The organism is Pirellulales bacterium (genome assembly GCA_036499395.1).
Taxonomy (GTDB): domain Bacteria; phylum Planctomycetota; class Planctomycetia; order Pirellulales; family JACPPG01; genus JACPPG01.
Genome location: DASYDW010000139.1, coordinates 39,343 through 62,321, shown reverse-complemented (window position 1 = coordinate 62,321; position 22,979 = coordinate 39,343). Strand labels below are relative to the sequence as shown.

Annotated in this window: 19 protein-coding genes; 11 read left to right on the top strand and 8 right to left on the bottom strand. The window is 60.5% G+C overall.

Annotated elements, in window-relative coordinates; all coding sequences use genetic code 11:
* Positions 1-141 precede the first annotated feature (141 nt).
* Both VGN12_29690 and VGN12_29685 read right to left on the bottom strand, forming a co-directional pair.
* Positions 142-1,755: an AMP-binding protein gene (locus VGN12_29690; protein HEY4313662.1), complete on the bottom strand. Its 1,614-nt coding sequence runs from the start codon at positions 1,753-1,755 to the stop codon at positions 142-144.
* A 346-nt stretch (positions 1,756-2,101) separates the two neighbouring features.
* Positions 2,102-2,791, bottom strand: a complete 690-nt coding sequence (locus VGN12_29685) for a CPBP family intramembrane glutamic endopeptidase (protein ID HEY4313661.1) — start codon at positions 2,789-2,791, stop codon at positions 2,102-2,104.
* A 241-nt stretch (positions 2,792-3,032) separates the two neighbouring features.
* On the opposite strand from VGN12_29685, the gene VGN12_29680 reads away from it, so the two are divergent.
* The 6 genes from VGN12_29680 to VGN12_29655 all read left to right on the top strand — a co-directional run bounded on the left by VGN12_29680 (position 3,033) and on the right by VGN12_29655 (position 6,963).
* Complete coding sequence (locus VGN12_29680; GenBank protein HEY4313660.1) at positions 3,033-3,341, top strand: hypothetical protein; 309 nt, start codon at positions 3,033-3,035, stop codon at positions 3,339-3,341.
* Between the two features lie 340 nt (positions 3,342-3,681).
* Positions 3,682-3,966, top strand: coding sequence for a hypothetical protein (locus VGN12_29675; protein HEY4313659.1), 285 nt, complete (start codon positions 3,682-3,684; stop codon positions 3,964-3,966).
* Positions 3,967-4,273: 307 nt separating this feature from the next.
* Positions 4,274-4,630 (top strand): STAS domain-containing protein, encoded by a 357-nt coding sequence (locus VGN12_29670; protein ID HEY4313658.1) that lies wholly within the window; start codon positions 4,274-4,276, stop codon positions 4,628-4,630.
* Positions 4,631-4,748: 118 nt separating this feature from the next.
* A complete protein-coding gene (locus tag VGN12_29665) occupies positions 4,749-5,171 on the top strand; it encodes an ATP-binding protein (protein HEY4313657.1) in 423 nt (140 codons plus the stop codon).
* Positions 5,172-5,375: 204 nt separating this feature from the next.
* Positions 5,376-5,873, top strand: a complete 498-nt coding sequence (gene fae / locus VGN12_29660) for a formaldehyde-activating enzyme (protein HEY4313656.1) — start codon at positions 5,376-5,378, stop codon at positions 5,871-5,873.
* A gap of 226 nt (positions 5,874-6,099) precedes the next feature.
* Entirely contained in the window at positions 6,100-6,963 is an 864-nt protein-coding gene (locus tag VGN12_29655) for a methylene-tetrahydromethanopterin dehydrogenase N-terminal domain-containing protein (GenBank protein HEY4313655.1), read from the top strand.
* 35 nt (positions 6,964-6,998) lie between these two features.
* Here the strand turns inward: VGN12_29655 and VGN12_29650 are convergent, their stop codons facing one another.
* The 4 genes from VGN12_29650 to VGN12_29635 all read right to left on the bottom strand — a co-directional run bounded on the left by VGN12_29650 (position 6,999) and on the right by VGN12_29635 (position 11,991).
* Complete coding sequence (locus VGN12_29650; protein ID HEY4313654.1) at positions 6,999-7,532, bottom strand: TFIIB-type zinc ribbon-containing protein; 534 nt, start codon at positions 7,530-7,532, stop codon at positions 6,999-7,001.
* A 158-nt stretch (positions 7,533-7,690) separates the two neighbouring features.
* Positions 7,691-10,255, bottom strand: coding sequence for a WD40 repeat domain-containing protein (locus tag VGN12_29645; protein HEY4313653.1), 2,565 nt, complete (start codon positions 10,253-10,255; stop codon positions 7,691-7,693).
* Between the two features lie 33 nt (positions 10,256-10,288).
* Entirely contained in the window at positions 10,289-11,131 is an 843-nt protein-coding gene (locus VGN12_29640) for an alpha/beta hydrolase (protein HEY4313652.1), read from the bottom strand.
* 101 nt (positions 11,132-11,232) lie between these two features.
* Complete coding sequence (locus VGN12_29635; protein HEY4313651.1) at positions 11,233-11,991, bottom strand: enoyl-CoA hydratase/isomerase family protein; 759 nt, start codon at positions 11,989-11,991, stop codon at positions 11,233-11,235.
* Between the two features lie 246 nt (positions 11,992-12,237).
* On the opposite strand from VGN12_29635, the gene VGN12_29630 reads away from it, so the two are divergent.
* From VGN12_29630 to VGN12_29615, 4 genes are all read left to right on the top strand, one after another.
* Positions 12,238-13,434 (top strand): lipid-binding SYLF domain-containing protein, encoded by a 1,197-nt coding sequence (locus tag VGN12_29630; GenBank protein HEY4313650.1) that lies wholly within the window; start codon positions 12,238-12,240, stop codon positions 13,432-13,434.
* A gap of 947 nt (positions 13,435-14,381) precedes the next feature.
* Complete coding sequence (locus tag VGN12_29625; protein HEY4313649.1) at positions 14,382-15,680, top strand: homoserine dehydrogenase; 1,299 nt, start codon at positions 14,382-14,384, stop codon at positions 15,678-15,680.
* Positions 15,681-15,683: 3 nt separating this feature from the next.
* The gene (locus VGN12_29620) at positions 15,684-16,889 is read left to right on the top strand and encodes a cofactor-independent phosphoglycerate mutase (protein ID HEY4313648.1); all 1,206 of its coding nucleotides are present in this window, start codon (positions 15,684-15,686) and stop codon (positions 16,887-16,889) included.
* Positions 16,890-17,048: 159 nt separating this feature from the next.
* Entirely contained in the window at positions 17,049-18,848 is a 1,800-nt protein-coding gene (locus VGN12_29615) for an aspartate kinase (GenBank protein ID HEY4313647.1), read from the top strand.
* 87 nt (positions 18,849-18,935) lie between these two features.
* Here the strand turns inward: VGN12_29615 and VGN12_29610 are convergent, their stop codons facing one another.
* Positions 18,936-19,340, bottom strand: coding sequence for a bifunctional nuclease family protein (locus VGN12_29610; GenBank protein HEY4313646.1), 405 nt, complete (start codon positions 19,338-19,340; stop codon positions 18,936-18,938).
* A 420-nt stretch (positions 19,341-19,760) separates the two neighbouring features.
* Here VGN12_29610 and VGN12_29605 point away from each other — a divergent pair, with 420 nt between their 5' ends.
* On the top strand, positions 19,761-20,531 hold the full coding sequence (locus VGN12_29605) for a PEP-CTERM sorting domain-containing protein (protein HEY4313645.1): 771 nt from the start codon (positions 19,761-19,763) through the stop codon (positions 20,529-20,531).
* A gap of 61 nt (positions 20,532-20,592) precedes the next feature.
* Here VGN12_29605 and VGN12_29600 read toward each other — a convergent pair whose 3' ends face one another.
* Positions 20,593-22,716: a 3-hydroxyacyl-CoA dehydrogenase NAD-binding domain-containing protein gene (locus VGN12_29600; GenBank protein ID HEY4313644.1), complete on the bottom strand. Its 2,124-nt coding sequence runs from the start codon at positions 22,714-22,716 to the stop codon at positions 20,593-20,595.
* Between the last annotated feature and the right edge of the window lie 263 nt (positions 22,717-22,979).

Below are 22,979 nucleotides of genomic sequence, written 5' to 3'. Positions count from 1 at the left end.
TTACAGGTTGCGTGGCGTAGATGTTACACAGCGCGGTGAAGCGCACCACGACAGGCAGCTTCTCCTACCGAGCCACAACAGAAACGATCGCCATCGCACAGTGTTACAACCGCACGATGCTCGTCGGAGAGTGGGCTACGGTTATGACCGCGCCCCAGCGGCTTCGCCGCCAAAACGTTCGAGGGCCAGATCCTTCAACCCACGCAGATCGAGCTTGCCGGTTCCCAGCACAGGAATCGCCTCGACTTTGCAGAAGCTGTCTGGCGAAGGGATCCAGATATTCGGTAACCCCTGTCCGGCTAGTTCGCGACAGATTTCATCTGGCGCGCGTGGTAGATCGGTGTACAGCACGACCAATCGCTCGCCCCGTGTCGGATCGGGGACGCCGGTCACGGCGAAGGTCAACTCGTCTGGGTCAGCGGCAGTGACCGTTTGCAACGTCTCTTCGATTTTGATGTGCGGCACCATTTCGCCGCCGATTTTCGAGAAGCGGCTTTGCCGGCCAGTGATTTTGATACACCCGTCCGAGGTCACCAGCCCGACATCACCGGAGTTATACCAGCCATTCTTGATCACCTTGGCCGTGAGGTCAGGCCGATTCAGATACCCCTTCATCACGTTGGGCCCTTTGAACCACAGCACGCCTTCCTCATTGGGCCCTAGATCTTCGCCCGTGTCGGGATTCACGGCCTTTACTTGCACATCGGGAATCGGGTGACCAACGGTCCCTTCCTTGCAGGTTAGTTGGCTGGGCTTCGTCACGCGTGTCTTGGGAACGTGAAACGCCACGATCGGCGACAGCTCGGTTGTGCCGTATCCCTCACCCGGCCGCACGCCGAATTTCTGCTCAAAGGCCTCGGACAATTCGATCGGCAGCTTCTCAGCACCGGTCAATACCATCTCGACGCCGGCAAAATCTTCGGCCGGACAGCGGCGCAAATAGTTCCGCAAAAACGTCGGCGCCGAAACGAGAATTGTCACGTTTTCTTTTCGGCACATTTCGCCCACCTGCCGCGCTTCGAGCGGGCTGGTGTGATAGGCACCTTTCGGATCGAGCGACAGCGCCGTCCACAACGTTGTCGTGAAACCGGTGGAATGGAAGAACGGCAAGATGCCGGCTACGCAGTCCCCGGAGTGCAGTTGCAGCAAATAATCGACGCACTCGACGTTCGACGCGACGTTGCGCTGCGTGAGCATCACTCCCTTAGGCTCGCCAGTCGAGCCCGAGGTGAAAATCACCGTCAGCAGATCGTCGTCCTTGATTTTATCGACGCCCAATTGACGTTCGAGGATCGATAGCGGGCATGCATACGTCTGGAAGGCCGCGACGAGCTTGTCCATCGTCGTGACCTTGTTGCGAAAATCTTCGAGGAACACGAGCTCGGCATCGATGTCGAGTTTGAAACGCTCGAGCACCTTACGGCTGGTCAGCACGTGCTTGATATTCGCCTGCCGAATGCAGGAATTCATCACGTCCGACGAAACCGTGTAGTTCAGGTTCACCGGCACGCGGCCGCACAACGGCACGGCGATGTTCGCCAACACCGCGCCGGCCGAGGGAGGAACCAGCAGCCCCACGAACTTTTCATCCGGTCCCAAAATCTCGCGCAACAACAACCGGCGGAAGATCAGCGTCCGCATCAACAGGCTGGCGCCGGTCATCGAGACCCCGGTCGTGTCGGCGATCTTTACCGCACGCATGCGGCGCCGGCACATGTGCAGGAACTCGCGCGGCATGATCATCGGTTTGGGCATCGGCTTTGGCGGTCGTTTGGCCACGGTCGGAAAGCCCTCGTCTATTAGGCGGCGCGCTCTCGTGCAATCGCGCTTCGCTGGTGATGCAAAATGGAAATCGGCGGCGGGAGTCGTCGGACGGGCAAACGGGCGAGCCGCCTGCCGCCGGCACTCTTATCTTTGACGCGCCGCGGCCCGTCGAAGTCACAACTATCTGGGGTTGCCGCGTTGCATGCTCACCCTGCGGCCGCCCCTGCCAAAAAGATACCTGTTCGCCCCTCCGGCAGATAGTCGGCCCGCCAGTCTGGGGCACTTGAACGTGTCGCACCGCGGGCGAATACAGCGCGCCAGGCGTATCCGACCCCCCTCAAAAATACCCCAACCAGACCAATCCCCAGGTCAACAAGCCCGCGTCCGTCAGAGCGTGTGACAACCAGGCAGCATGAATGCCGCCGGGGCGACGCGCCACGAGGCTCCAGGCGACCGCGACAACGAATAGGCCCGCGAAAACAAGGGCGAAGGCTAGCGGCGTGACGCCTCGCATATTGGCAAAGATGAACAGGTGCATGCCGGCAAAAGCCGCGGCGCTGGCCACGATACCCACGGTATTACCGAAGCGCCGCGAAAGCTCAGGATCGAGCCAGGCCCGAAAGTGCAACTCCTCGAGTGCTGAATTCAGGCTGGTCAGGAAGATCACGACCGCCACAGCGCGGAGCGGCGTGATGCTGAAACGCGCATCGAAATCCTCGCGCAGCCGCGCCGCATTAATGCCGAGATATTCGGCCAAGGTCGGCAGGGTGAGCGTGGCGATCGTGATTGCCGCGACCGCCACGCCTACGGCCATGGCCCAGGTGCTCGGGCTCGGCCACGGTTTATCAATGGGCCACAGGCAACTCCAGCCACGTTTGCGGTCGATAACGCGCCGCCAACCGACCGGCGCAGCAAGTTGGAATACCTTGTAGGACGATTGCGCGAGGTAATTCTGGCCGAGCCATACCAGCGAAACGGTTTTCGCGACAAATGGCGCAACCGCCAGCAAAATCAGCAGCGACGTCATGGCTGGCATACCCCTCTCAATTCGTATTTCGCGTATCCAGCGGAAATCTTGCGGCGAACTTCCGTGGTTTGGACGCGGGCACGCTATCACTGCCGCGCCGGGCAGTCAAATTGACCTAAGCTGGATTAAATCTGATGGGTCGACGGCCCCTACGCCGTCACTCGTCTTGCCGGCGGCCAAGGCTTGCCGGTAAAGTTCGCCGTCACGTGGGAGGCGTTTCGTAGGCCTGGAGTTTTGTGTTATGCGGACGTTGAGCACCTTTGTTTTCGGCATCATCGTCGGCGGGGCGCTGGTCTTCTTTGGCCAGCGATACCACCTGCTGCGCACCGACCGTGGCTTCGAAACCGTGCCCAAGCTTTCCTCCGGCTTTAACGACACCTACGTGGACGTACGGATGTTTCAATCAGCCGATTGGGAGCGTCATAAGGAATTGGCCGCCGCGATCGTGCATGCCAAGCGAGAAGACTTGCTCGGCACCACACCCAGCGATCAAACGCGGCAGGGGGTCGGTCGCTTCGTCGATCAGTTAAAGAGCATCCGCGGCACCTAACGGGCGACGTGGGGACTCGCGTCCGTTCCGCGCGCGCCGTCCGCTCGGTCTATGACGGACCTGCCAGGGAGTCCTGCCGCAACGATGGTTGCGCCCCGCTGCGCGGTACGAACCGCCGCAATTCGCGCGCGACACACCGGATACGCCGCCGCCGCAATCTACTACCCTTGCGATCCGCAGTGCCGTCGCGCGCGGCGCGCCCGGCAGGAGCCTTACAAGTCCGATGTGTGAGGCGGTCTTTGAGTTCCGCCGACAAGCCGTTCGATAAATGGCTGGGACGCGCTTTCATGGCGCCCCCTGTTGCACCAAGACGGCGATCGCCAGGGAGAGGATGCAGGCCGTGGAATTCAACCGCAACCATTATTTCCTGGCCGGGCTGGTCGTGCTGATGCTCGGCGTCCAGATGCGGATGGTCGATTCTTTCATTCTCTCCAGCGAGAGCACCCGCTTCCTGGCGGCGCGTTTTCCGAACGCTAAAGGAGCCACATTGGCGTCGATGGCGCCGGGCAGCGGTTCTTCAGGCCCTCGCAAGACGCTTCATCCGCCCGATTGGATCGGCTGGGCGTTGATCTCCATCGGATCGGTGCTGGTACTGCACAGCTTGGCGATGCCGAAGCCTGGATGATGGCCCGACCCGGCGGCACAGCGTCGTCGACAGGTTTCCGTTTTTGGCCGAAGCTTCCCCGCAATACAATCCGCTTGACACCCCCCGGCTGCGGCATACCATTGCTATTGGAAATCAGTCCCTTCAACAGCTGAGCTTTTCGCCGCGACGTCGCGGTGTTCTAATGGCCGTCGTAAGAGGCTGTCGTTAGATAAGCCAACGCATCCGCCCCGTCAGGCGAATTGCTCGCGAAAGTTCTAATATCAATCCGGGTCGGCCGCGCAACGGCGTTGACGCCCCGCATACTAGCTTGCAGGAGAAGAGGTCGATGGCTGCTCATCGCCATTTGGAAGTCACGGACGCCGGCGATGTGACCGTCGTGCGGCTCACAGACCGCAAGGTCGTGGACGAGACGAACATTCAAGAGCTGGGGCGCGAATTGTTCGCGCTTGTCGAAGAGGAGCATCGCAAGAACTTGGTGCTGAACTTCGCCGCCGTCGGATTTTTATCCAGCTCGGCGCTTGGCAAGCTCATCACATTGGAAAAGAAAGTGAAGGCCGCCGGCGGCAAGCTGCGGCTCAGCAACATTCGTCCTGAGATTTACGAAGTGTTCGCGATCACGAAGTTGAATAAGCTCTTCGAGATCAAGGACGACGAGGCCGAGGCACTCGCTGCGTTCGGGTAATGGCCTTTTGTCACATGGACGTAATAGTCGATTTCGCCCCACGGCTCACGCCGCCACGATTGGCACGCGTCGCAAACGTCACGCATTCCGGGCTACCCAAGATATGACGGTAAACGGCATGCCTTGGAGGACCGAGCAGGTCATTCCAAGCGAAAACGGAGCCGGCAAGAAGGTTCTCGACGAGATCCTCGGGCAGCTTGCCACCCACGATTGGGGACAGCGCGATATCTTCAGCGTGCATTTGGCGCTGGAAGAGGCGTTGGTCAATGCCATCAAGCATGGCAATGGTTGCGACGTCTCGAAGAGTGTGCATGTGATTTGCGAGTTAACCAACGAGCGCCTCTTCGTGCAGATCGAGGACGAGGGCCCTGGCTTCAATCCCGATCATGTGCCTGACTGCACGGATGCCGACCGACTCGAGATGCCATGCGGTCGCGGCGTACTGCTGATGCGCAGTTTCATGAACAGCGTCGAGTTCCGCGACAAGGGGAACTGCGTGGTCATGACCAAGTGCCGCCAGGAAGGCGAAGACGCCGCCTAGGCTTGTCTGCGACGTCTCTCTTTCTAACGACAGCAATTTAGCTGCTCGTTTTCATTGCAAATTTCACGGCTGGCTTGCGCGCGGCCAGCTCTACAAGCCTTGGTGACCGTTGCATTCGTTCTTGGGTTTGTTATCGTGGCGCGTTTGGTCGAGCCAGACGCGTTGTTAACGGTGCGACTTACGGCATTCCACGGAGATCAAGCCATGTCGATGTACGTCGGAGAGGCCCTAGTGGGCGAAGGGAACGAAATCGCTCATATCGATCTATTGATCGGCAGCAAGGATGGGCCTGTCGGCACCGCATTTGCCAACGCCTTGGCCACGCAGAGCGAAGGCCATACGAACCTGCTGGCCGTGTTGACGCCGAATATCGCCGTCAAGCCAGCCACCGTGCTGATCACCAAGGTCACGATCAAGGGTATGAAGCAGGCCGTGCAGATGTTCGGACCCGCGCAGGCTGCCGTCGCCAAGGCCGTGGCTGACCAGGTCGCCGCGAACGTCATTCCCAAGAACCAGGCCGAGCAACTGGTGATCATCTGCGGTGTGTTCATTCACCCGCAAGCCGAAGACGACAAGAAGATTTACGAATTCAATTACGAAGCCACCAAGCTGGCCATCGCCAATGCCCTGGGCAACAAGCCCTCGGTCGACGAGGTCGTGGCGAACAAGGATTCGGCCAAGCACCCGTTCCGCGGCTTCTAAAGCGGTCGGCTTTGCAACCCGTCGGCGCTATTTAATTGCTCGCACCCAAGTATCCCTCTCCCCCGCGGGGGAGAGGGCAGGGTGAGGGGGCGACGCTGGTTAGCTGCGAGCCACTCGCATCGCACATGAGTGCGCCGAATGCGCGCGTTCGCTTCATTTGTCCGTTCGCCCAATTCGTAGCTGAGCAATTCTCTTACGCGGTCATCGTACCTCGGTGCGATTTTCGATGAGCAAACCGAAGATCCTCGTCCAGCTCGACACAGACGATCAACCGAGCGTCTTTGACGCGGTCGTGGCGATCGATGCCGGGGCGGATCACCTGCTGCGACACCAGGCGATAACTCCTGAGAACGTCCGCGACCGTGTGCATGGTGCGATCTTCACACGCGGGCCCGAGGATTTAAAGCACACGGCCTTGTTCGTCGGCGGCTCGGATGTCGCCCGGGGCGAGCAGGTACTGGCTGCGATCGTGGCTTCGTTTATTGGGCCGCTGCGCACGTCGGTGATGATGGACTCGGGCGGGGCCAATACGACGGCCGCGGCCGCGGTGTTGGCCGCGGCGAAGCATCTTGACCTGGCGTCGACCCAGGCACTCGTGTTGGCTGCCACGGGTCCGGTTGGGCAGCGTGTCGCCTGGCTGTTGGCCCAGGAAGGGGCGACTGTCCGCGTCGCGTCGCGTCGCCTCGATCGAGCCGAAGAGGTTGCAGCGCGCGTCCGAGAGAAAACCGGATCGCAAAAGATCTCGGCTGCGGGCGTTAGCGCGGCGGCGGATTTGCATACCGCGCTAGGCGGTGTGACGTTGGTCGTGGCGGCCGGCGCCGCTGGCATCGAACTATTGCCGCAGGCCGCGGTCGATCGCGCGGCAAACCTGAAAGTGGCCATTGACCTCAATGCCGTTCCGCCGCTGGGCATCTCGGGCGTCAAGGTCATGGACAAAGCGGTCGAGCGTGCTGGCGTTACCTACTACGGCGCCATCGGCGTCGGCGGCACGAAGATGAAGATTCACAAGGCGGCCGTCAAAGCGCTCTTCGCGTCGAACGATCGCGTACTCGACGCACCCGAGATATTTCAGATCGGCCGCGAGCTATAAGCTTGCCTTTCGTTGCGCTCCGGCAAGCAACTCGCTTATCGCCCTGACAGCCACATCAGGCCGGCCAGTGCTCCGATCAGGATCATGATCGAGCCGACGAGCATCACGGCGTTGGAAATCGCGCGGCGTTGCCGCCGTTGGCCGCGGACGATCCGATCGGCCCGCTCGCTGAAGCTGTCATCCGCTGCCGGCGCGTTACCTTCCAGCGACAAGTCGACGACGTCAATGTTACTGTGTCGGCGCGGCGCGGCCATCGGATCGGATTTAGGTTTGGGCGCGATCGGTTGTGGCAAGTCGGCTTCGACCGACGTCGATCCACCATCCGAGGAGCCCGTATTGGGGGCCTTCTGCCACAGTTTTGTTTTGGCGGCTTTCGGTTTGCTCGACGGGAGCGAGCGCTTCAACTCTTCGACCGATACAATTTCTACGCCCACAGCCGGCGCGTCTTCTGCCACGGGCACCAGCAACACGTTTTCGCAAGCCGGGCAGACCGTCTCTTGCCCCGCCTGGCTGGCGTCGACCTCGGAGACCGCCCCGCAAAAAGGGCAGCCGAATTGCAAACCGGGCACCACGAACCTCCGAAATGCGTCAATGCATCACGCACGAAATGTTTTGCGTCTCTTGATGAACATCATAAACAAAGGGATCGATTCGCTCTAATTGAAGTGCGAAATCCGATTTGGTAACCAACGTGCGGAGTATTCGATTCCAAGCGAGCGGAACGCATTCATTTCACCGGGACAGCGACTTTTAACGCGGCGGTGGCAAGCATCCCGAGATCGCTTGTGGGGTCGCGCCGTGCCAATTCCTCGAGCAAAGCCTGGGCATCGGCAGTACCAAGCCGCGATAGTATCGCAAGCGCCCGCCGCGCCGAAATACCGCGAATCGTGTCCGAATCGGGTTTCTCAACCAATATCTTCTTCAGGCGCCGAACCTGTGCTGCCTCGACTCCTGGCGCTGGCGCATCGCGCCGTTCGTCAATCAAAAACCTGACAGGGCGCAATTTCTCGCGTAACAATCTGACTGCGATCTCCGGATGACTGGACAAGTCGCAAGCGGCGTAAAACACGGATTGACTATCCTCGCTTAAAAAATCGCCCCAAAGAGATGTAAGGTCCTGCATGTCACGATTGCTAAAGCGACGCAAGTCCCAGACGTAACCCACGCCATCCGCGCCACCACTAACGATCGTGCGCGCGTCGTTACCAAAGGAGACGGTGTAGACGTAACTCTCATGTTGGCCTACTCCGCCTAGCACTCGTGCTTCCAGAACGTCCCACAGCGTGACCTTCCCACTCCTCCCGCCCGTTACCAACCACAGGCCATCCGGTGAAAAACTCATGGCGCCGAACGTAAAGCCATCACCAACGTTTAGCGTGCCGCGTAGCGATAGGTCTTTGACGCTCCACAATCGTACGCTGTGATCCATATGTGCCGTGGCCAAGACGTCCCCGGCTGGCGAATAGCAGACTGCGTACATGCGGACGTCGCGCTTTTGATTCCCGTCGCGGTCTTCGACTGCCAAACGACGTAACTCAACGCCCGTTTCCATCTCCCACAGTCGTACGATCCGATCCCAGCCGGCCGTGGCCAGTGTCTTTCCCTCCGAGCTGAACGACAGCCCGTACACGTCGTTGTGAGCTAGCTTTGCAAATTGCTCGCCGGTTTTCAGGTCCCACACATACGCGGCGCTCTGCCGAAAAACGGCGGCGGCCAATCGATCCCCGTTGGGTGTGAATTCCAGGGATTCGATTGTGGAGTGCGGGTCGCCCCCCTTCGGCCAGCTGAAGCGATGCTTAACTGCCCCCGTGGCAGCTTCGAAGATCACCACGCGCACGTCACCGCCGATCGAACCCCCGGCAGCCAGCAACCGGCTGTCGTGAGAGAATCGCAGCTGTGAGAAACGGCAGCCGTCGTCCGCGAGCGTTCGAAACTCGCTGCCGTCCTCGGCTCTGACCAGGTGAACGATCCCGCCGGTCTCTTCGTAGGCCAGCATCTTTCCATCCGGCGAAATGGTCACCACCTCAGTGCCGCGAACGCCCGTCGGCGGTGGCAGTTGCAGGCGAGCCGCAACGTCCCAGCGGCGAATCGCGGGATCCCAGCCCGACGAATACAACATTTTGCTGTCGGCCGTGAACGAAAGCGTCCAGGGATACCAGGCGTGCCCCTTCAAGACGCCTACTTCCTCGCCTGTTGACGCATCGAGCAGATGAATCAATTCGTCTGTGGCGCATACGGCAGCGATCTTGCCATCCGGACTGAAGGCCACGGCCGACGTGTAGTTTTCATTCGGATTGTCGAGCTTTACGATGTGAGACCAACTGCACCTGCCCGACTCGACATCGTAGAGCCGCGCAGAACTGTCCCGCTCGGTCGTGACGAGGTGCAGGCTATCGGGCGAGAAATCCAGGCGCACCATCCAGTGCTCGAACGGAATCCGGCGCAGTTCCTTTCCGGTCGGCGCCTCGAGCAGGCGCAACTCATCTGGTTTTTGGCTAAGCACGACAGCCAGTAACTTGCCGTCCGGTGAAAAGCGAACGAAGCTGAAATCTCCGCCGAATGCCATGCGGTCGGAATTGAGCTTTCCGGCATATCCTTTGACCTTGGCTTTGTCACGCAAGTTCCCCTGGGCCGCGTTGGCGATCTCAAAGAGCACGTTATGATCGCGCCCAAGGACCGTCACGCCACGACTCGTCCCTTGCGCGAGCAATTCGCCGTTGCCGACGACGTCGATCGCTCGGCATTGCCGAGCGATGATCCCCGGCTGTCCTCGTATTGGATCGTCTTTCGCCAGGGGAATCGGAATTTGCTGAGACCGACCATCGAGATCCCACAGCATCAGATCATCGAGAACTCCGGGCGTGTAGAAATGCTGCCCGTCAGCGGAGAAGCAGAGAGCACGGCATCCATACGAAGCGGCCTGAGATCGAATTGGTAACTCGTTACTGCGGAAGCGTTCCTTTCCAGTGGGAGCATCCCAAATAATGAGATGGTCGCCGAGCGTGACGACGGTTTTGCCATCGGGAGAGACAGCGATTTCCTGGACGCCCGACGGGGGCCGAAACCGCACCGTCCCCAATCGCATCCGGGCACCGGTGGGCAGCGGATCGCCCAGCGAGTCCGTCAGTCGCGGCGTCAAGGCACTGTTGCTTAGCGGAGGCACAGGCTTGAACGTAGTAGCGGCCGGCGGGAGAACCGCATCCTCGGCCCTTGCCGAGGTGAAAAAAAAGAGCCCGCCACACGCACCGATTGCCACGATGCGTCGCAGATTGTCGGTCGCCGACTTAGACATCAAGGCCCCCTCAACGTAATCTTCCGAGGAATGCTACTTCGTGTCATTCGCGTTGATGAACGCCGCCAGCTCGTCGATGTATTCCTGCGGGATGTAGCCTGCCATGATCGCGGTCAGATGCGATTTGCCGGGCAGCACGACCGACTTGAAGTTCTTTAGCTCGCGCTGCATGCGCGCGGTCTTGGCGTTCGGTCCGTCGAATTCGCCATTGATCGCCAGGACGGGTACCGTCACTTTGGTCAGATCGATCGTGCCGCGGTTTTCCGGTTTAAAGACGACCCTCGCTGCGACGAGCGCCTCTTCGTCGCGTTCGGGATGGTGCGACAGCTTTTCACGGGCTTCGGCCTCTTGCGGGTCGGGCCCAGGCTTATCGGCTGGCACCTTGGCCCTCCACTCGGGATCAACTTCGGGCACTCCCGACCCGCCGAATGATGCGGTAATGAACCGCTCGGGATGCGCAGCCAGTAGTTGTCCCGTGATCATACCTCCCATCGAATATCCGTGGATGTGCGCCTTCGAGATCTTCAAGTGCTCCATCAATTCAATCACGTCGCGCGGCATGGCGATGGCGTATTTCTCCGGATCGTGCGGCTTCTCGCTTTTGCCGTGGCCGCGGCAATCGATGGCGACCACCCAATGATTTTTCGCGAGCGCTTTGGCCACGCCATTGGTGAACCAGTTTCCTTCGGCATTGCCGGTGTAGCCATGAATCAATACCACGGGATTACCCGTCGCGGTGGCATGGCCGGCTTCTAAATAGTGGATCTTCAGCCCATCTGACGACGTGAAATACCCGTCGGTCCCTTCAAAGCCCAAAGCCGATTGCGCAAGCGCGAGCGTAACAATCATTCCCCAAGCGATGCGTGAGCGTTGCATAATCAAGAGCTCCTAATCAGGCGTTCCAATGCGGATCCGATGCGAAAAAATTCCCGTGCTATGCTGGCAACCGTGTATCCGAAAGGGCAGGGCAGGGGCGCCTACTCCTTGCGCTTGATGGCGCGAGACGCGAACTCACTGACGCTGGCCAGAACCTCGGGCGAGCACCAGCGTTCGATGATCGCGGCATCTTCGCTCGCGGCCAGCCGCTCGGCCATTTCGATCATCGGTCGGCGTACCGCCAACTTCGTCGCGGCATACGTGGCCGATGGAATCGCAGCCAGTTCCTCGCCAATCTCACAAGCGCGCGAGAGTAAATGCTCCGGCTCGACCAATTCGTCGACCATGCCGCGCGCTAGCGCCTGCTCCGGCGGCCAGGTGCGCCCGGTGAGGATCATCTCGGGAAAATGTTGCGGCGGCGTAGCGAATCGCGCAATCTCGAGCGCCCAGGCCGGGAACTGTACGCCGACCAACACCTCGGTCAGACCGATACGTGCCGTGCCGCGGGCCAACAAGCGAAAATCGCAAGCCAGCATCACGATCGCGCCGCCGGCAATCGCATGGCCGTTGGTCGCCGCGATCAGTGGTTTGGGGAACTTGACCAACCGCTCAAAGCCCTCGGTCAGCAGAGGAATGAATTCACGCACATAGTCGGGGCCGCCCGATACCAGGGCGGGCAGATCCACGCCGGCGCCGAAGACTCGCCCCTGGCCTGTGATCACCACGGCCCGATTGTCGCTGCGCTCAAGCAACGTTAATGCATCAATCAGGGCCGACAGGAAAGTAACGTCGAAGGCGTTTCCCCGCCCGCGCATCATGTGCAGCACGCTCACCGCACCACGATGTTCCAGTTCGATCATGGCGACGTCCCCCTTTTGCTTCGGCACAGTTGCACGACGCTGACAGCTAATGTAACGTCGCTCGGGGCGCTATGAAACAACCGCCGCTGCCTGTCTTGCCTGAAGTCGCAAATCGACCTGGACCGATTTTCCGTTCTGGTCTAAGGTTTGCATCCCCGCGAGCATTCCTCGGCTGCAAGGCTGGCGGACTTCGCCCGCTTCGCTGGCACGATACCCAACTCACCGCGACCCAAGGGAGGCAACCCGATGAAACGGCGACAACTCGCATTAGCCTGTGCTGCGACCGTTTGCGCATTCGTTCTGTCATCCTCGTCGGCGCGCGGCCAAGGGGTCGAAACGCAAACCGTGGCAGCGTCCATCGACGTGTTGCAAGGCTTCACGCAGTTCCGTGCTCAATCGATTCCGCAATCGATGCTGGCCGACGCCCAGGCGGTTGCCATCATCCCCAATGTCGTAAAGGGGGGATTCATCATCGCCGGTCGATTTGGCCGCGGCGTGTTGCTGGTGCGAGATCCCAATGGAGCCTGGCGCGCGCCGCTGTTCGTAACCTTTACCGGCGGTAGCGTCGGTTGGCAACTCGGGCTGCAGTCGACGGACGTGGTACTGGTATTCAAGAATCGAAAAGGCGTAGAAGCGATGCTCACCGGCAGCGAGTTCACGCTCGGAGCCGACGCGGCAGTCGCCGCCGGTCCAGTGGGGCGCCAGGCCACGGCCGGAACTGATATTAAACTCAATGCCGAAATCTATTCCTATTCGCGTAGCCGCGGGCTGTTCGCCGGTGTTGCCTTGGACGGCTCGGTGCTGAAGGTCGACAATCGCGCGGTGGCCGCCTATTACGCCAACGGCACGTTCGTTCCGCCCCAAGCGCAGCAATTGGTCGAAATGGTCACTCGCGACACGGCCGGTCCTCCCCCGGTCGCCGCCACGACAGTTCCGGCGGTCAATTTCGTGCCGACACCCGTGGCTGCAGCCCCGCCGGCTGAGCAATTGCGACAGGCCGTCGTCGAATCTTCGCGTCGGCTTGATCCTTTGGTCGATGACACTTGGAAAAGGTATCTGGCGCTACCGGTGCCGACCATGGCCAATCAGCCGGCCTCGGCCGCTGAGCTGGATGCGGCGCTGATTCGTTATGACCGCATCACCACCGATCCGCAGTATCGCGTCCTGGCCGACCGGCCTGAGTTTCACGAAACGCACGATCTATTGCGTCGCTACGTGGCCGCCGTGAATGCGGCTTCGGCGCCGCCTGCCGGCAGCGCGATGCCAGCGCTGAGCAATCTCCCTCCGCCGCCCCCGCACACCGCGCCCGCCTCGCCCTCTGGGGCACTGCCGTTCGGTGCCAGTCCGCCGCCGGCCTTGCCACCGGTTGCTCCGCCTACGGTTGTTCCTGGAGCCACTGCACCACCGGCCGCACCGCAGCAGAGCATATTGCCGCTGCGGTAGGCGCGTCGCACCGCTTGCGCTGCCTGGTACGTCGTCTGACTCATGCTGGCCGCATCGCTCGTGGCTATTGCGGCGTCGTCGCGACTGGTTCTCGACTTCAATTGCCTACCCAAAAAGCGCGCGCTGTTTGGCTCCGCGCGTGCTCCAAAATCCTCAAGGTCGCAGATGCATCGTGTTGACCTGGTAGGTCTTCTTTTCTTCTATTTCCCGCTGTCCTTCGGAAATTCACAGTTCGGCGATACCGACCAATCTGGGGCTCAGCCAGTTAGAATGCATCCATGGCCGCGAATCCGTCCAGCCGCCGCCGCTGGTTCCGCGTCTCGATGCGGACGATGTTCGTGGCGGTGACACTGATCGCTTTATGGCTTGGTTGGGAGCTGAAGTACATCCACGAGCGGAGGGCGATGCTCAGCGCCGTGTGCGAGGACGGCGGGACCGTCATACCTTCAGAATTGTGGCGGGGGCTACATAGTATCACGACGGGGCCACTTACTCTCAACCGGAGGCGTCCCGACCTTGCTCAAATATCGATGGTCCGCCGCTGGCTTGGAGATGAAGCAGTTGGAGCGATCGAGCTGCCGTATTACTACGATTTACTACGATGATCATGATTTAATGCGGTTTGAGCGTTCCTTTCCCGAAGCCACAATTCGGCATTTCCAGGCTTCGGCGCATTAGCCCACCCACATTCGGCGATGCACCAGCCGCCCGCACATACTGATCACCCACCACCGGACTTTTCCCTGCCTTGACGAGCGTTATCCGCGCAACCTACGATTGTGGATTCCCCTGACCGTTCCGGGGGTGTCCTTCGGGGGCAGCCAGGGAATGTCAGGGCCGGATTTTGCCCTCGCGATTCGTCCACGTTTTGACTCCTCGGCCGACGATTTTCCGTCAGGCCGGGGTTTACCACGCAGCGCCACCCCCCTTGGTTTTGTGCCTCGCCGATGGAGAAAACTAAAGTTGCCATTGTCGGTTTGGGGACCGTCGGGTCGGGCGTGGCGAAGCTGCTGCTCGATTACGGCGACCGCACGGCCCGACATGCCGGACGTGCGCTGTGGCTGGAGCAGGTCGTGGTGCGCGACGTCACTAAGCCGCGCGATTGCGAACTGCCCACCGGCCTTCTGTCGGCCGACCTGAAACGGATCACCGACGATCCCGAGATCGTGGCCGTGGCGCATCTGCTGGGAGGGCTCGAGCCGGCACGAACGATCATGCTCGCGCTCTTGGAGAGCGGCAAAGACGTCGTCACGGCCAACAAGGCTCTATTGGCGGAGCATGGGCCGGAACTCTTCGACCGGGCGCGCGAACTGGGACGCTCGATCGCCTTCGAGGCTTCGGTAGCCGGTGGTATTCCGATCATCGCCGCCATCAGCCAGTGCCTGTCCGCGAATCAGATCTTGTCGCTCAACGCTATTCTGAACGGCACCAGCAATTTCGTGCTGACGCAAATGGAAGAGCAGGGGATCTCGTACGGCGAAGCGCTCGAAGCGGCCCAGCGGCGCGGCTATGCCGAGGCCGACCCGACGATGGACGTCGACGGTACGGATACGGCCCAGAAGCTCGCGATCCTGGCTCATCTGGCTTTCGGCGCTCGTGTCCATTGGCGCGACATTCCCCGGCAAGGGATCGACACGCTCGACTTCGCCGACATGATGTACGCCAAGGAATTGGGCTACCGCATCAAGCTGCTGGCCGTGGCCGAACTGATTAATGGCGATCTGGAACTGCACGTTTCGCCGACGCTGGTGCGCGGCGGCACTCCGCTGGCCGAAGTCCGCAGCGCTTATAACGCAATTTCGGTCGTCGGGGACGCGGTCGGTCGGGTTTTCTTTCATGGTCTGGGGGCCGGGCAAATGCCGACCGCCTCGGCCGTGGTCGCCGATCTAATCGATACCGTGGTCGGCCGCACCGCGATTACGTTCCGTACACTCGAACTTTGGTCGCAACGGGAAGCGCTGGTCGCTCCGCGCGAGCACGATCGTACGAGCGGACGATTCTACATGCGCTTTCAGGTCGCCGATCGGCCTGGCGTCATGTCCGAGATTACCGGCGTGCTGGGCCGACAGGGCATTTCCATCGCGTCGGTGATTCAACACGAAGCGACCGAGTCCGAACGCGACGTGGTGCCGCTAGTGATCATGACCCACCACGCCAGCGAAGGGGCCACGCGGATTGCTAAGGAAGAAATCGACCGCCTGCCCGCCGTCAGGCCGGGAAGTGTGCGGATGCGAGTCAGGGATTAGACAATGAAATATGCGATCGTGATACCGGATGGTTGTGCGGACGAACCTCAGGAATCGTTGGGCGGGCGCACGCCGCTCGAGGCGGCGCAGGTGCCGCACATGGACGCGATTGCCAAGGCTGGCGTCGTCGGCCGGGCCAGCCATGTGCCGGCGTCGCTGCCCCCCGGCTCGGACGTGGCGAACCTCAGCCTGTTTGGCTACGACCCGCTCGAATACTTCACCGGTCGAGCGCCGCTTGAAGCTGCGGCACAAGACATTCCGCTGGGGAGCGAGGATTGGGCGATCCGCTGCAATCTGGTGACGGTCGAAAACCAGTCGATGCGCGATTTCACGGCCGGCCATATTTCCACCGAAGAAGCGACGGCCCTGCTAACGACCGCGCAGGAGAAGCTCGGCAACGATCGGCTGACGTTTTTTCCGGGTGTCAGTTATCGCAACTTGCTCGTCTATCGCGGTGCGGGCCGGCCGGCGCCGTTTGGCAATGACACCCGGGCCACGCCGCCGCACGACCTGACCGACAAAAGCGTGCTGGATGATTATCCGCGCGGGCCAGGGAGCGACGTGCTGAATCAATTAATGCACGACAGCGTGGCGCTGTTCGCCGAGCATCCGGTGAATGTCGCCCGGCGGAAGGCAGGCAAGCTGCCGGCCACGAATATTTGGCTGTGGGGCCAAGGCCGTATGCCGGCCCTGCGGCCGTTTGCCGAGGTGTACGGTCATAGTGGCACGATGATCACGGCCGTTGATCTATTGCGGGGCCTGGCGGCACTGGTGGGCTGGAAAAGAATCGAAGTGCCGGGCGCTACCGGGTATCTCGACACCGATTACGCCGCCAAGGGGCGGTACGCGATCGAGGCGATTCCGGCGACCGATATCATTTGCGTCCACGTCGAAGCCACGGACGAAGCCTCGCACGAAGGTCGGGCCGAAGAAAAGATCAAAGCCCTGGAAGAAATCGATCAGCACATCGTTGGCCCGCTGCACGCGGCGCTTAAGGCTCAGGGCGATTATCGCATCCTGGTTACGCCCGATCATCCCACGCCGGTCCGCACCAAGACGCACAGCCACGGCGCCGTGCCTTGGACGATCGCCGGTAGCGGCGTGTCCGCCGACGGCTTGAATACTTACGGCGAAACATCGGCCGCGAACTCAGCTCTCTCGTTCGATCCCGGCTGGAAGCTGATGCGATATTTCTTAGAAGGCAAATAGGCATTAGTTGGACAGTGACAGCCATTGATTAAGACGGTGCTCAGAGAGCACCCTATAAAGTCCGCCCCCAACGAAAACATTAATCAACAAAATCTTTCGCTGCTCCACTAGCGGAGCGATTGAATAAGCGAACATCGTTCGTCAACGCATCGAGGCATCATGCCACTTATCGTTCAGAAATTCGGCGGCACCAGCGTCGCTGACAGTCAGAAGATCTTGGCCGCGGCCCGCAAGGCGGTTCGCGCGCAGGCCGACGGTAATCAAGTCGTGATGGTCGTTAGCGCCATGGGGCACAATACGGACATCTTGGTCGATCTGGCCCACGAGATCACAGACCATCCTCCGGCGCGCGAAATGGACATGCTGCTGTCGACGGGCGAGCAGGTGAGCGTGGCGCTGATGGCGATGGCTATCGAATCACTCGGCTGCCAGGCGATCAGCTTCACCGGCGCGCAGATCGGCATTCGCACCGACAACACGCACACCAAGGCGCGCATTCATTCGATTTCGACCGATCGCATGCGCGAGGCGCTCGATGCCGGCAAGATCGTGATCGCCGCCGGCTTTCAGGGAATCGATGAGCACGGCAATATCACGACCCTGGGGCGTGGCGGCAGTGATACAACGGCCGTGGCCCTGGCGGCGGTTCTGGCCGCCGACTCGTGCGAGATTTATACCGACGTCGACGGTGTTTACACGACCGATCCGCGGCTCTTGCCCGAGGCGCGCCGCATGCGGCAAGTCAGCTACGACGAGATGCTCGAATTGGCCAGCCTGGGGGCCGGCGTCATGCACAGCCGTTCGATCGAGTTCGCCAAGAAGTTTTCGGTGCCGATTCACGTCCGCAGCAGCTTCAGCGATCAGCCCGGCTCGATGATCACCGAGCGTCCCGAGGCCGAAGGTCAAGCTGTCAGCGGTGCCACACTCGTAAAGAACGAAGCCCGAGTTACGTTGTTGGGCGTTCCCGATAAGCCGGGCACCAGCCTGTCGCTGTTCTCGAAGATCGCGGCGAAGAATATCTCGGTCGATATGATCGTGCAGAACGTCGGAGCCGGAGCCAAGGCCGATATTTCGTTCACGGTGCCGAAGGACGAATTGCCGACGACGCTGAAGGCAGTCGAACAGGTGGCCGCGGAACTAGGGGCCGAAGGCTTCAGCCAGGACGACAGCGTGTCGAAGATTTCGGTCGTCGGCGTCGGCATGGCCACGCAGACCGGCGTCGCACAACAAATGTTCCGCGCCCTGGCCGATGCGAAGGTCAACATGCTGATGATCACGACCAGCGAAATCAAGATCTCGGCCCTGGTCAGCCGCGATCAGGCGGCCACGGCCTTGCGCGCCGTGCATCGCGTGTTCGAGCTGGACAAGGCGCCGAAGGCCCTGGACGAAAACGGCGCGGGTAGCGAACCCGCTCGCAGCCACACGGCCAACGATATCGTGGCGAAGCTGAAGGGAAAAATCGTCGACCGGTTGCACGGGATGGAAGATCTGACGATCGACGATATCCAGCTCGACGAGACGCAAGCCCGGGTCACGATCAGCGGCTTGCCCGACCAGCCGGGCTTGGCCGCCGAAGTGTTCGAGCGGATCGCCGCCGGTTCGATTTTCGTCGACATGATCGTGCAAAGCCTGGGGCGCGCCGGCCATGCGAACCTGAGCTTCACGGTTCCTCAATCGCATCTCGATAAAGCGATCCAAGTTAGCAAAGAGGCTGCCGCGAAACTCGGCTGCGGACCGGTAACCAGTTCGCCTCGCGTGGCGAAACTCTCGGTTTCAGGCATTGGCATGCGCAGCCATACTGACGTCGCGATCCGCATGTTTCGTTCGCTCGCCGCGGCCGGTATCAATATCGAGATGATCAACACCAGCGAAGTGCGCGTGAACGTGGTCGTCGACGGCGCCGCCGGCCAAAAAGGAATGGAATGCCTGAAGCAGGCCTTCGCCGACGCGCGTGTGTGAGGGAAGGTAGTCGGTACTCAGTTGCTGGTAGCTGAAAGCAATTGAGCGTCATGGCTTAACTGACTACCAGCTACCGACTACTTGATACTAATTCCCCAGCACATCGTTCAGCACTTCTTCCGAGACGTAGATCGGCAGCGGTGGATCGCAGGTCACGGCCACGGCGATGGCGTCCGACGGGCGGGCGTCAACTTCGATCGTTTCGCCTTCGTGCTTGATTTGCAGCTTGGCGTAATAGGTGTGATCCTTTAGCTCGCTGATCACCACGCTTTGGAATTCGGCTCCTAAGTGCTCGGCCACACGCACCAGCAGATCATGGGTCAATGGTCGCGGCGAACCGTGTCCTTTCACGCGGCGGTCGATGCTCGTGGCCTCGAAGATGCCGATCAGAATCGGAAACGAGCGATCGCCGTCAACTTCCTTCAGGTAGATCACCTGTTGGTCGTTGATCTCGCTGATGATGATCCGCGACAATTCCATCTGCACTGGCATGGCCGAACTCCACCGCTCAAAAATCACGATCGGCCGCCCTGAACGAGCCAAACAGCTCATAGGCTGACCAGCAGTCGATTATATCGCCGAAGCAGAGCACTGAGCTAGCCATGACGTAGATTCATTCAGTTGAGGCACTGCGTTTGACCGTCGTACATGCCGCAACGAGACGCTTTTCGGGTGCCTGCGGGACATGTGCCGCTTCACGGCCGGTACAATAAGCGGTCCATTTCGCCCGTTTGACGCATGAAGGGATGGCCATGCGATCGATTTTTGCAGCGCGTTCGGCGACCTTCGTCGCGGCTTTTGCGCTCTCGGACGCTCCCGGAATACTGATCGCGATTGTTATTTCTGTCTAGTCTGGAAACAGTCGCTTTCGTGTTTGGACCTGCCTCGGATCGTTTTTGGAGTTTCTTCTTAATGGCGTATCGCTTTCCCGTGGCGTTGCTGGCCCTCGTCACCGTTTTCGCTGCATTTCCGGTTAGTGCTAGTCCGGTGACCTTTACGATTGACAGTACACAGAGCCAAATCTCGTTGGCCATTGAATTGACCGATGGCACGCCAATTTCGACGGCACAATCACCGGGGAGCGATACGACCACCCTGTTCGGCACGGCGCAAGTCGACATATCGCCGACGTCGATTCAATTCTTCGCGTCGGGAAATGGGCAGTTCGCCTTGCAGCCCGAACCTCAAAGCCCTTTAGCCGACGGAACGTCAGGTTCGGCTCCGGCACAATACGGCCTGACGATCGACATCCCAGGAATCGGCGGAGGCGCGGGGGCCGTGCGTCAACTGGTCGGCGACGTCACGAGTTCGTCGTTGCCGCTAACGGGGGATTCGTTCGATTCGACACAACTCGCCATGCAGTTTCTGACCGGAAGCATTGCCTACAATCTGAACTTGTTGGGGACTCCCGTCGTCGGCAGTGCCGACATCACTTTTCCAGTCACCAATCAAGCATCGGGTGGTACCCTGACCGTCGTCGGCGGCCAGTACGTGATCAACATCCCGATTCTTGCCGTGGGGGAAGGGGATGTGGACGGGATTACGCTGCTCGGTGTCTACACCGGACAGATCGTCGCCACCGCCCCAGTCCCCGAGCCAACGACCGCGGCACTGGTTGTCGCGGCATGTTGTACATGGGGAGTATGGCGACTTCGACGTGATCGACGTAGCGAAATGCAATAGCTAAGGGAAGTTGCTCGCGGTCCCGACCGGAGGTCGTAGCTCGTTGCGCAGCATGCCGCGATCACTTCATCAGGCTTTCGCCCTTTTCGGCCTTGCGCTTCAAATAGTCGCTCGGTTCGTAAACGGGGCCGTACTTCTTGCTCCACGCCAACAGCTTGTCGTAGATGTATTTCGCTCCCAGCGTGTCGGCCCATTTCATGATGCCGCCGCGATAGGCCGGGAAGCCCATTCCCATCACGCACGCAACGTCGATGTCCGAGGGGCGAATTGCAATTCCCTCGTCAAGGCAGCGACACGCCTCATTCACGACGCCGAACAGCACGTGCTCGACGATGTCATTGTCGGATAGTTCCATCGCCGGCGGATTGCCCGCGTCAGCCCGTGCCTTGGCGACGAAGCCGGCCAGTTCCGGATCGGGCAGGGCCTTCTTACCGTCGTATTTGTAGTAGCCGACCTTAGTCTTTTCGCCAAAGCGTTTGGCTTCGAACAGGTAATCGACCAGCGTCGACACGTAGTTATGCTCGCTGTAGGCCTTGGCCAGGATGCCGCCGGCGAACTTCGCCACGTCGACACCCGCCAGGTCCGACATTCGAAACGGACCCATAGGCATTCCCCAGTCGTAAACCGCCTTATCCAGGCGATACAAATCGACGCCGTTGTCCACTAGCAACAGTGCCGTCTGGCCATAGGGGAAGAAAATGCGATTCACCAAGAAGCCGACACAGTTGCCGACCGTGACCGGCGTCTTCTTCAACTGCTTTACTAGATTGATCGCCGAGTTCAATGCCTGCGGGCTGGTTTGCTTGCTGCGCACAACCTCGACCAGCGGCATCACGTGCGCTGGCGAAAAGAAATGCGTCCCCAAGATGCGGTCCTGGGCCTTGGTCTTCGCGCCGATCACTTCCAAATCGATGGTCGAGGTGTTCGAAGCCAGGATACAGTCGGGCCGGACGGCCTTTTCCAGATCGACGAATACGCTCTGCTTCAGGTCGATGTTCTCGATTACAGCTTCGATCACCATGTCGACCTTGTCGAAGCCGGCGTATTCGATCTGTGGAGTCAGCCGGGCCAGCATCTGCTCGTACTTGTCCTGGGCGAGCTTCCCTTTCTTGACGCGTGATTCCAAGTTCGCCTGAATCCGACCGCGACCGGCTTCGACGAACTCGGTGTTTACTTCCTTGAGCACGACTTCGAAGCCGGATTGCAACAGCGAGGTGGCAATGCCGGATCCCATCGTGCCGCCCCCCAACACGGCGACGCGCTTAATCGCCTTCGGCTCGAACTTTTGATCCGTGACGCCCGGCACCTTCGGCGCGGCGCGAGTGGCAAAGAAGATGTGAATCATGCCGGCCGCTTGGGGGCTGGCCAGGCACTTGGCGAAATTCTCGGCCTCGCGTTTCAGGCCGGCCGCGTACCCATCGGTTACGCCCGTCAGGATGGCGTCCATGCACAGGTGCGGATGGACGAGGTTGCGCAGTTTGTCCCCCCCCAGCATCGTCGCCCCTTGCATGATCATCTTTGCCTGGTCGACGGTGCCGATCTTGTCGTTCAGCTTCGAGGCACGCACCGGCTGGGCGTGGCCGTCGGCCAGCTTGCGCGCGGCCGCGATCGCCGCGTCGATCAATTTGTCTGGCTCGACCAGCTCTTGCACGATTCCCAACTCAAGCACTTCCTTGCCGCGCACCTCGGCCGAAGTAAGCATCATTTCCGTGGCTTTTTGCACACCCACGATTCGCGGCAGCCGTTGCGTCCCCGCAGCGCCGGGAATGATCCCCAGCGTCAGCTCGGGCAGTCCACAGCGGCAACGCGTCGTGCCGACTCGCCACTGGCCGGCCATGGCTACTTCCAGTCCGCCGCCGAGAGCAAAGCCGTCGATCGCCATCACGACCGGCTTGGCGTTGGCCTCAAGCTCTTCGAGCTTCGCGGTCAGGCTGCCGATGTTCTGCGAGTCGACCTTCCCTTTGCCTTCGGCCAGCGCCTGCAAGCCGGTGATGTCGGCGCCGGCAATGAAGTTCTCGCGCGCTCCGGTAATCACCATCGCGCGGATGCCGGCGTCGGCGTTGGCTTCGGCCACGCGTGCGAATAGCCCTTCGACGACCGCCGTGCTGAGCGAATTGACCGGCGGCGAATCGATGGTGATCAACGCCACATCGCCACGACGTTCGAAATGGACTACTTCGCTCATGATTCTTTCTCGATCGATTGAAGGTGTATCGGGTGGACGTGAGTGCGAATTCGATCGCCCAGGCCGCACGAATCGATGGCGAACTTCGTGGGCGGTGCGGCAAGACCGGCGGACGGCGAGGAGTTTTCAACACCCGCCGACCGCACAGGCTGAAGCGCGTCATGTTAAGGCTGCGCCGGACGGCGTTCAATCCCCTGGCGAAACCACGGTTGCGACCCGTGGAATCACTCGATCGCCAATGTACGAACGCGCGGTTCGACTTT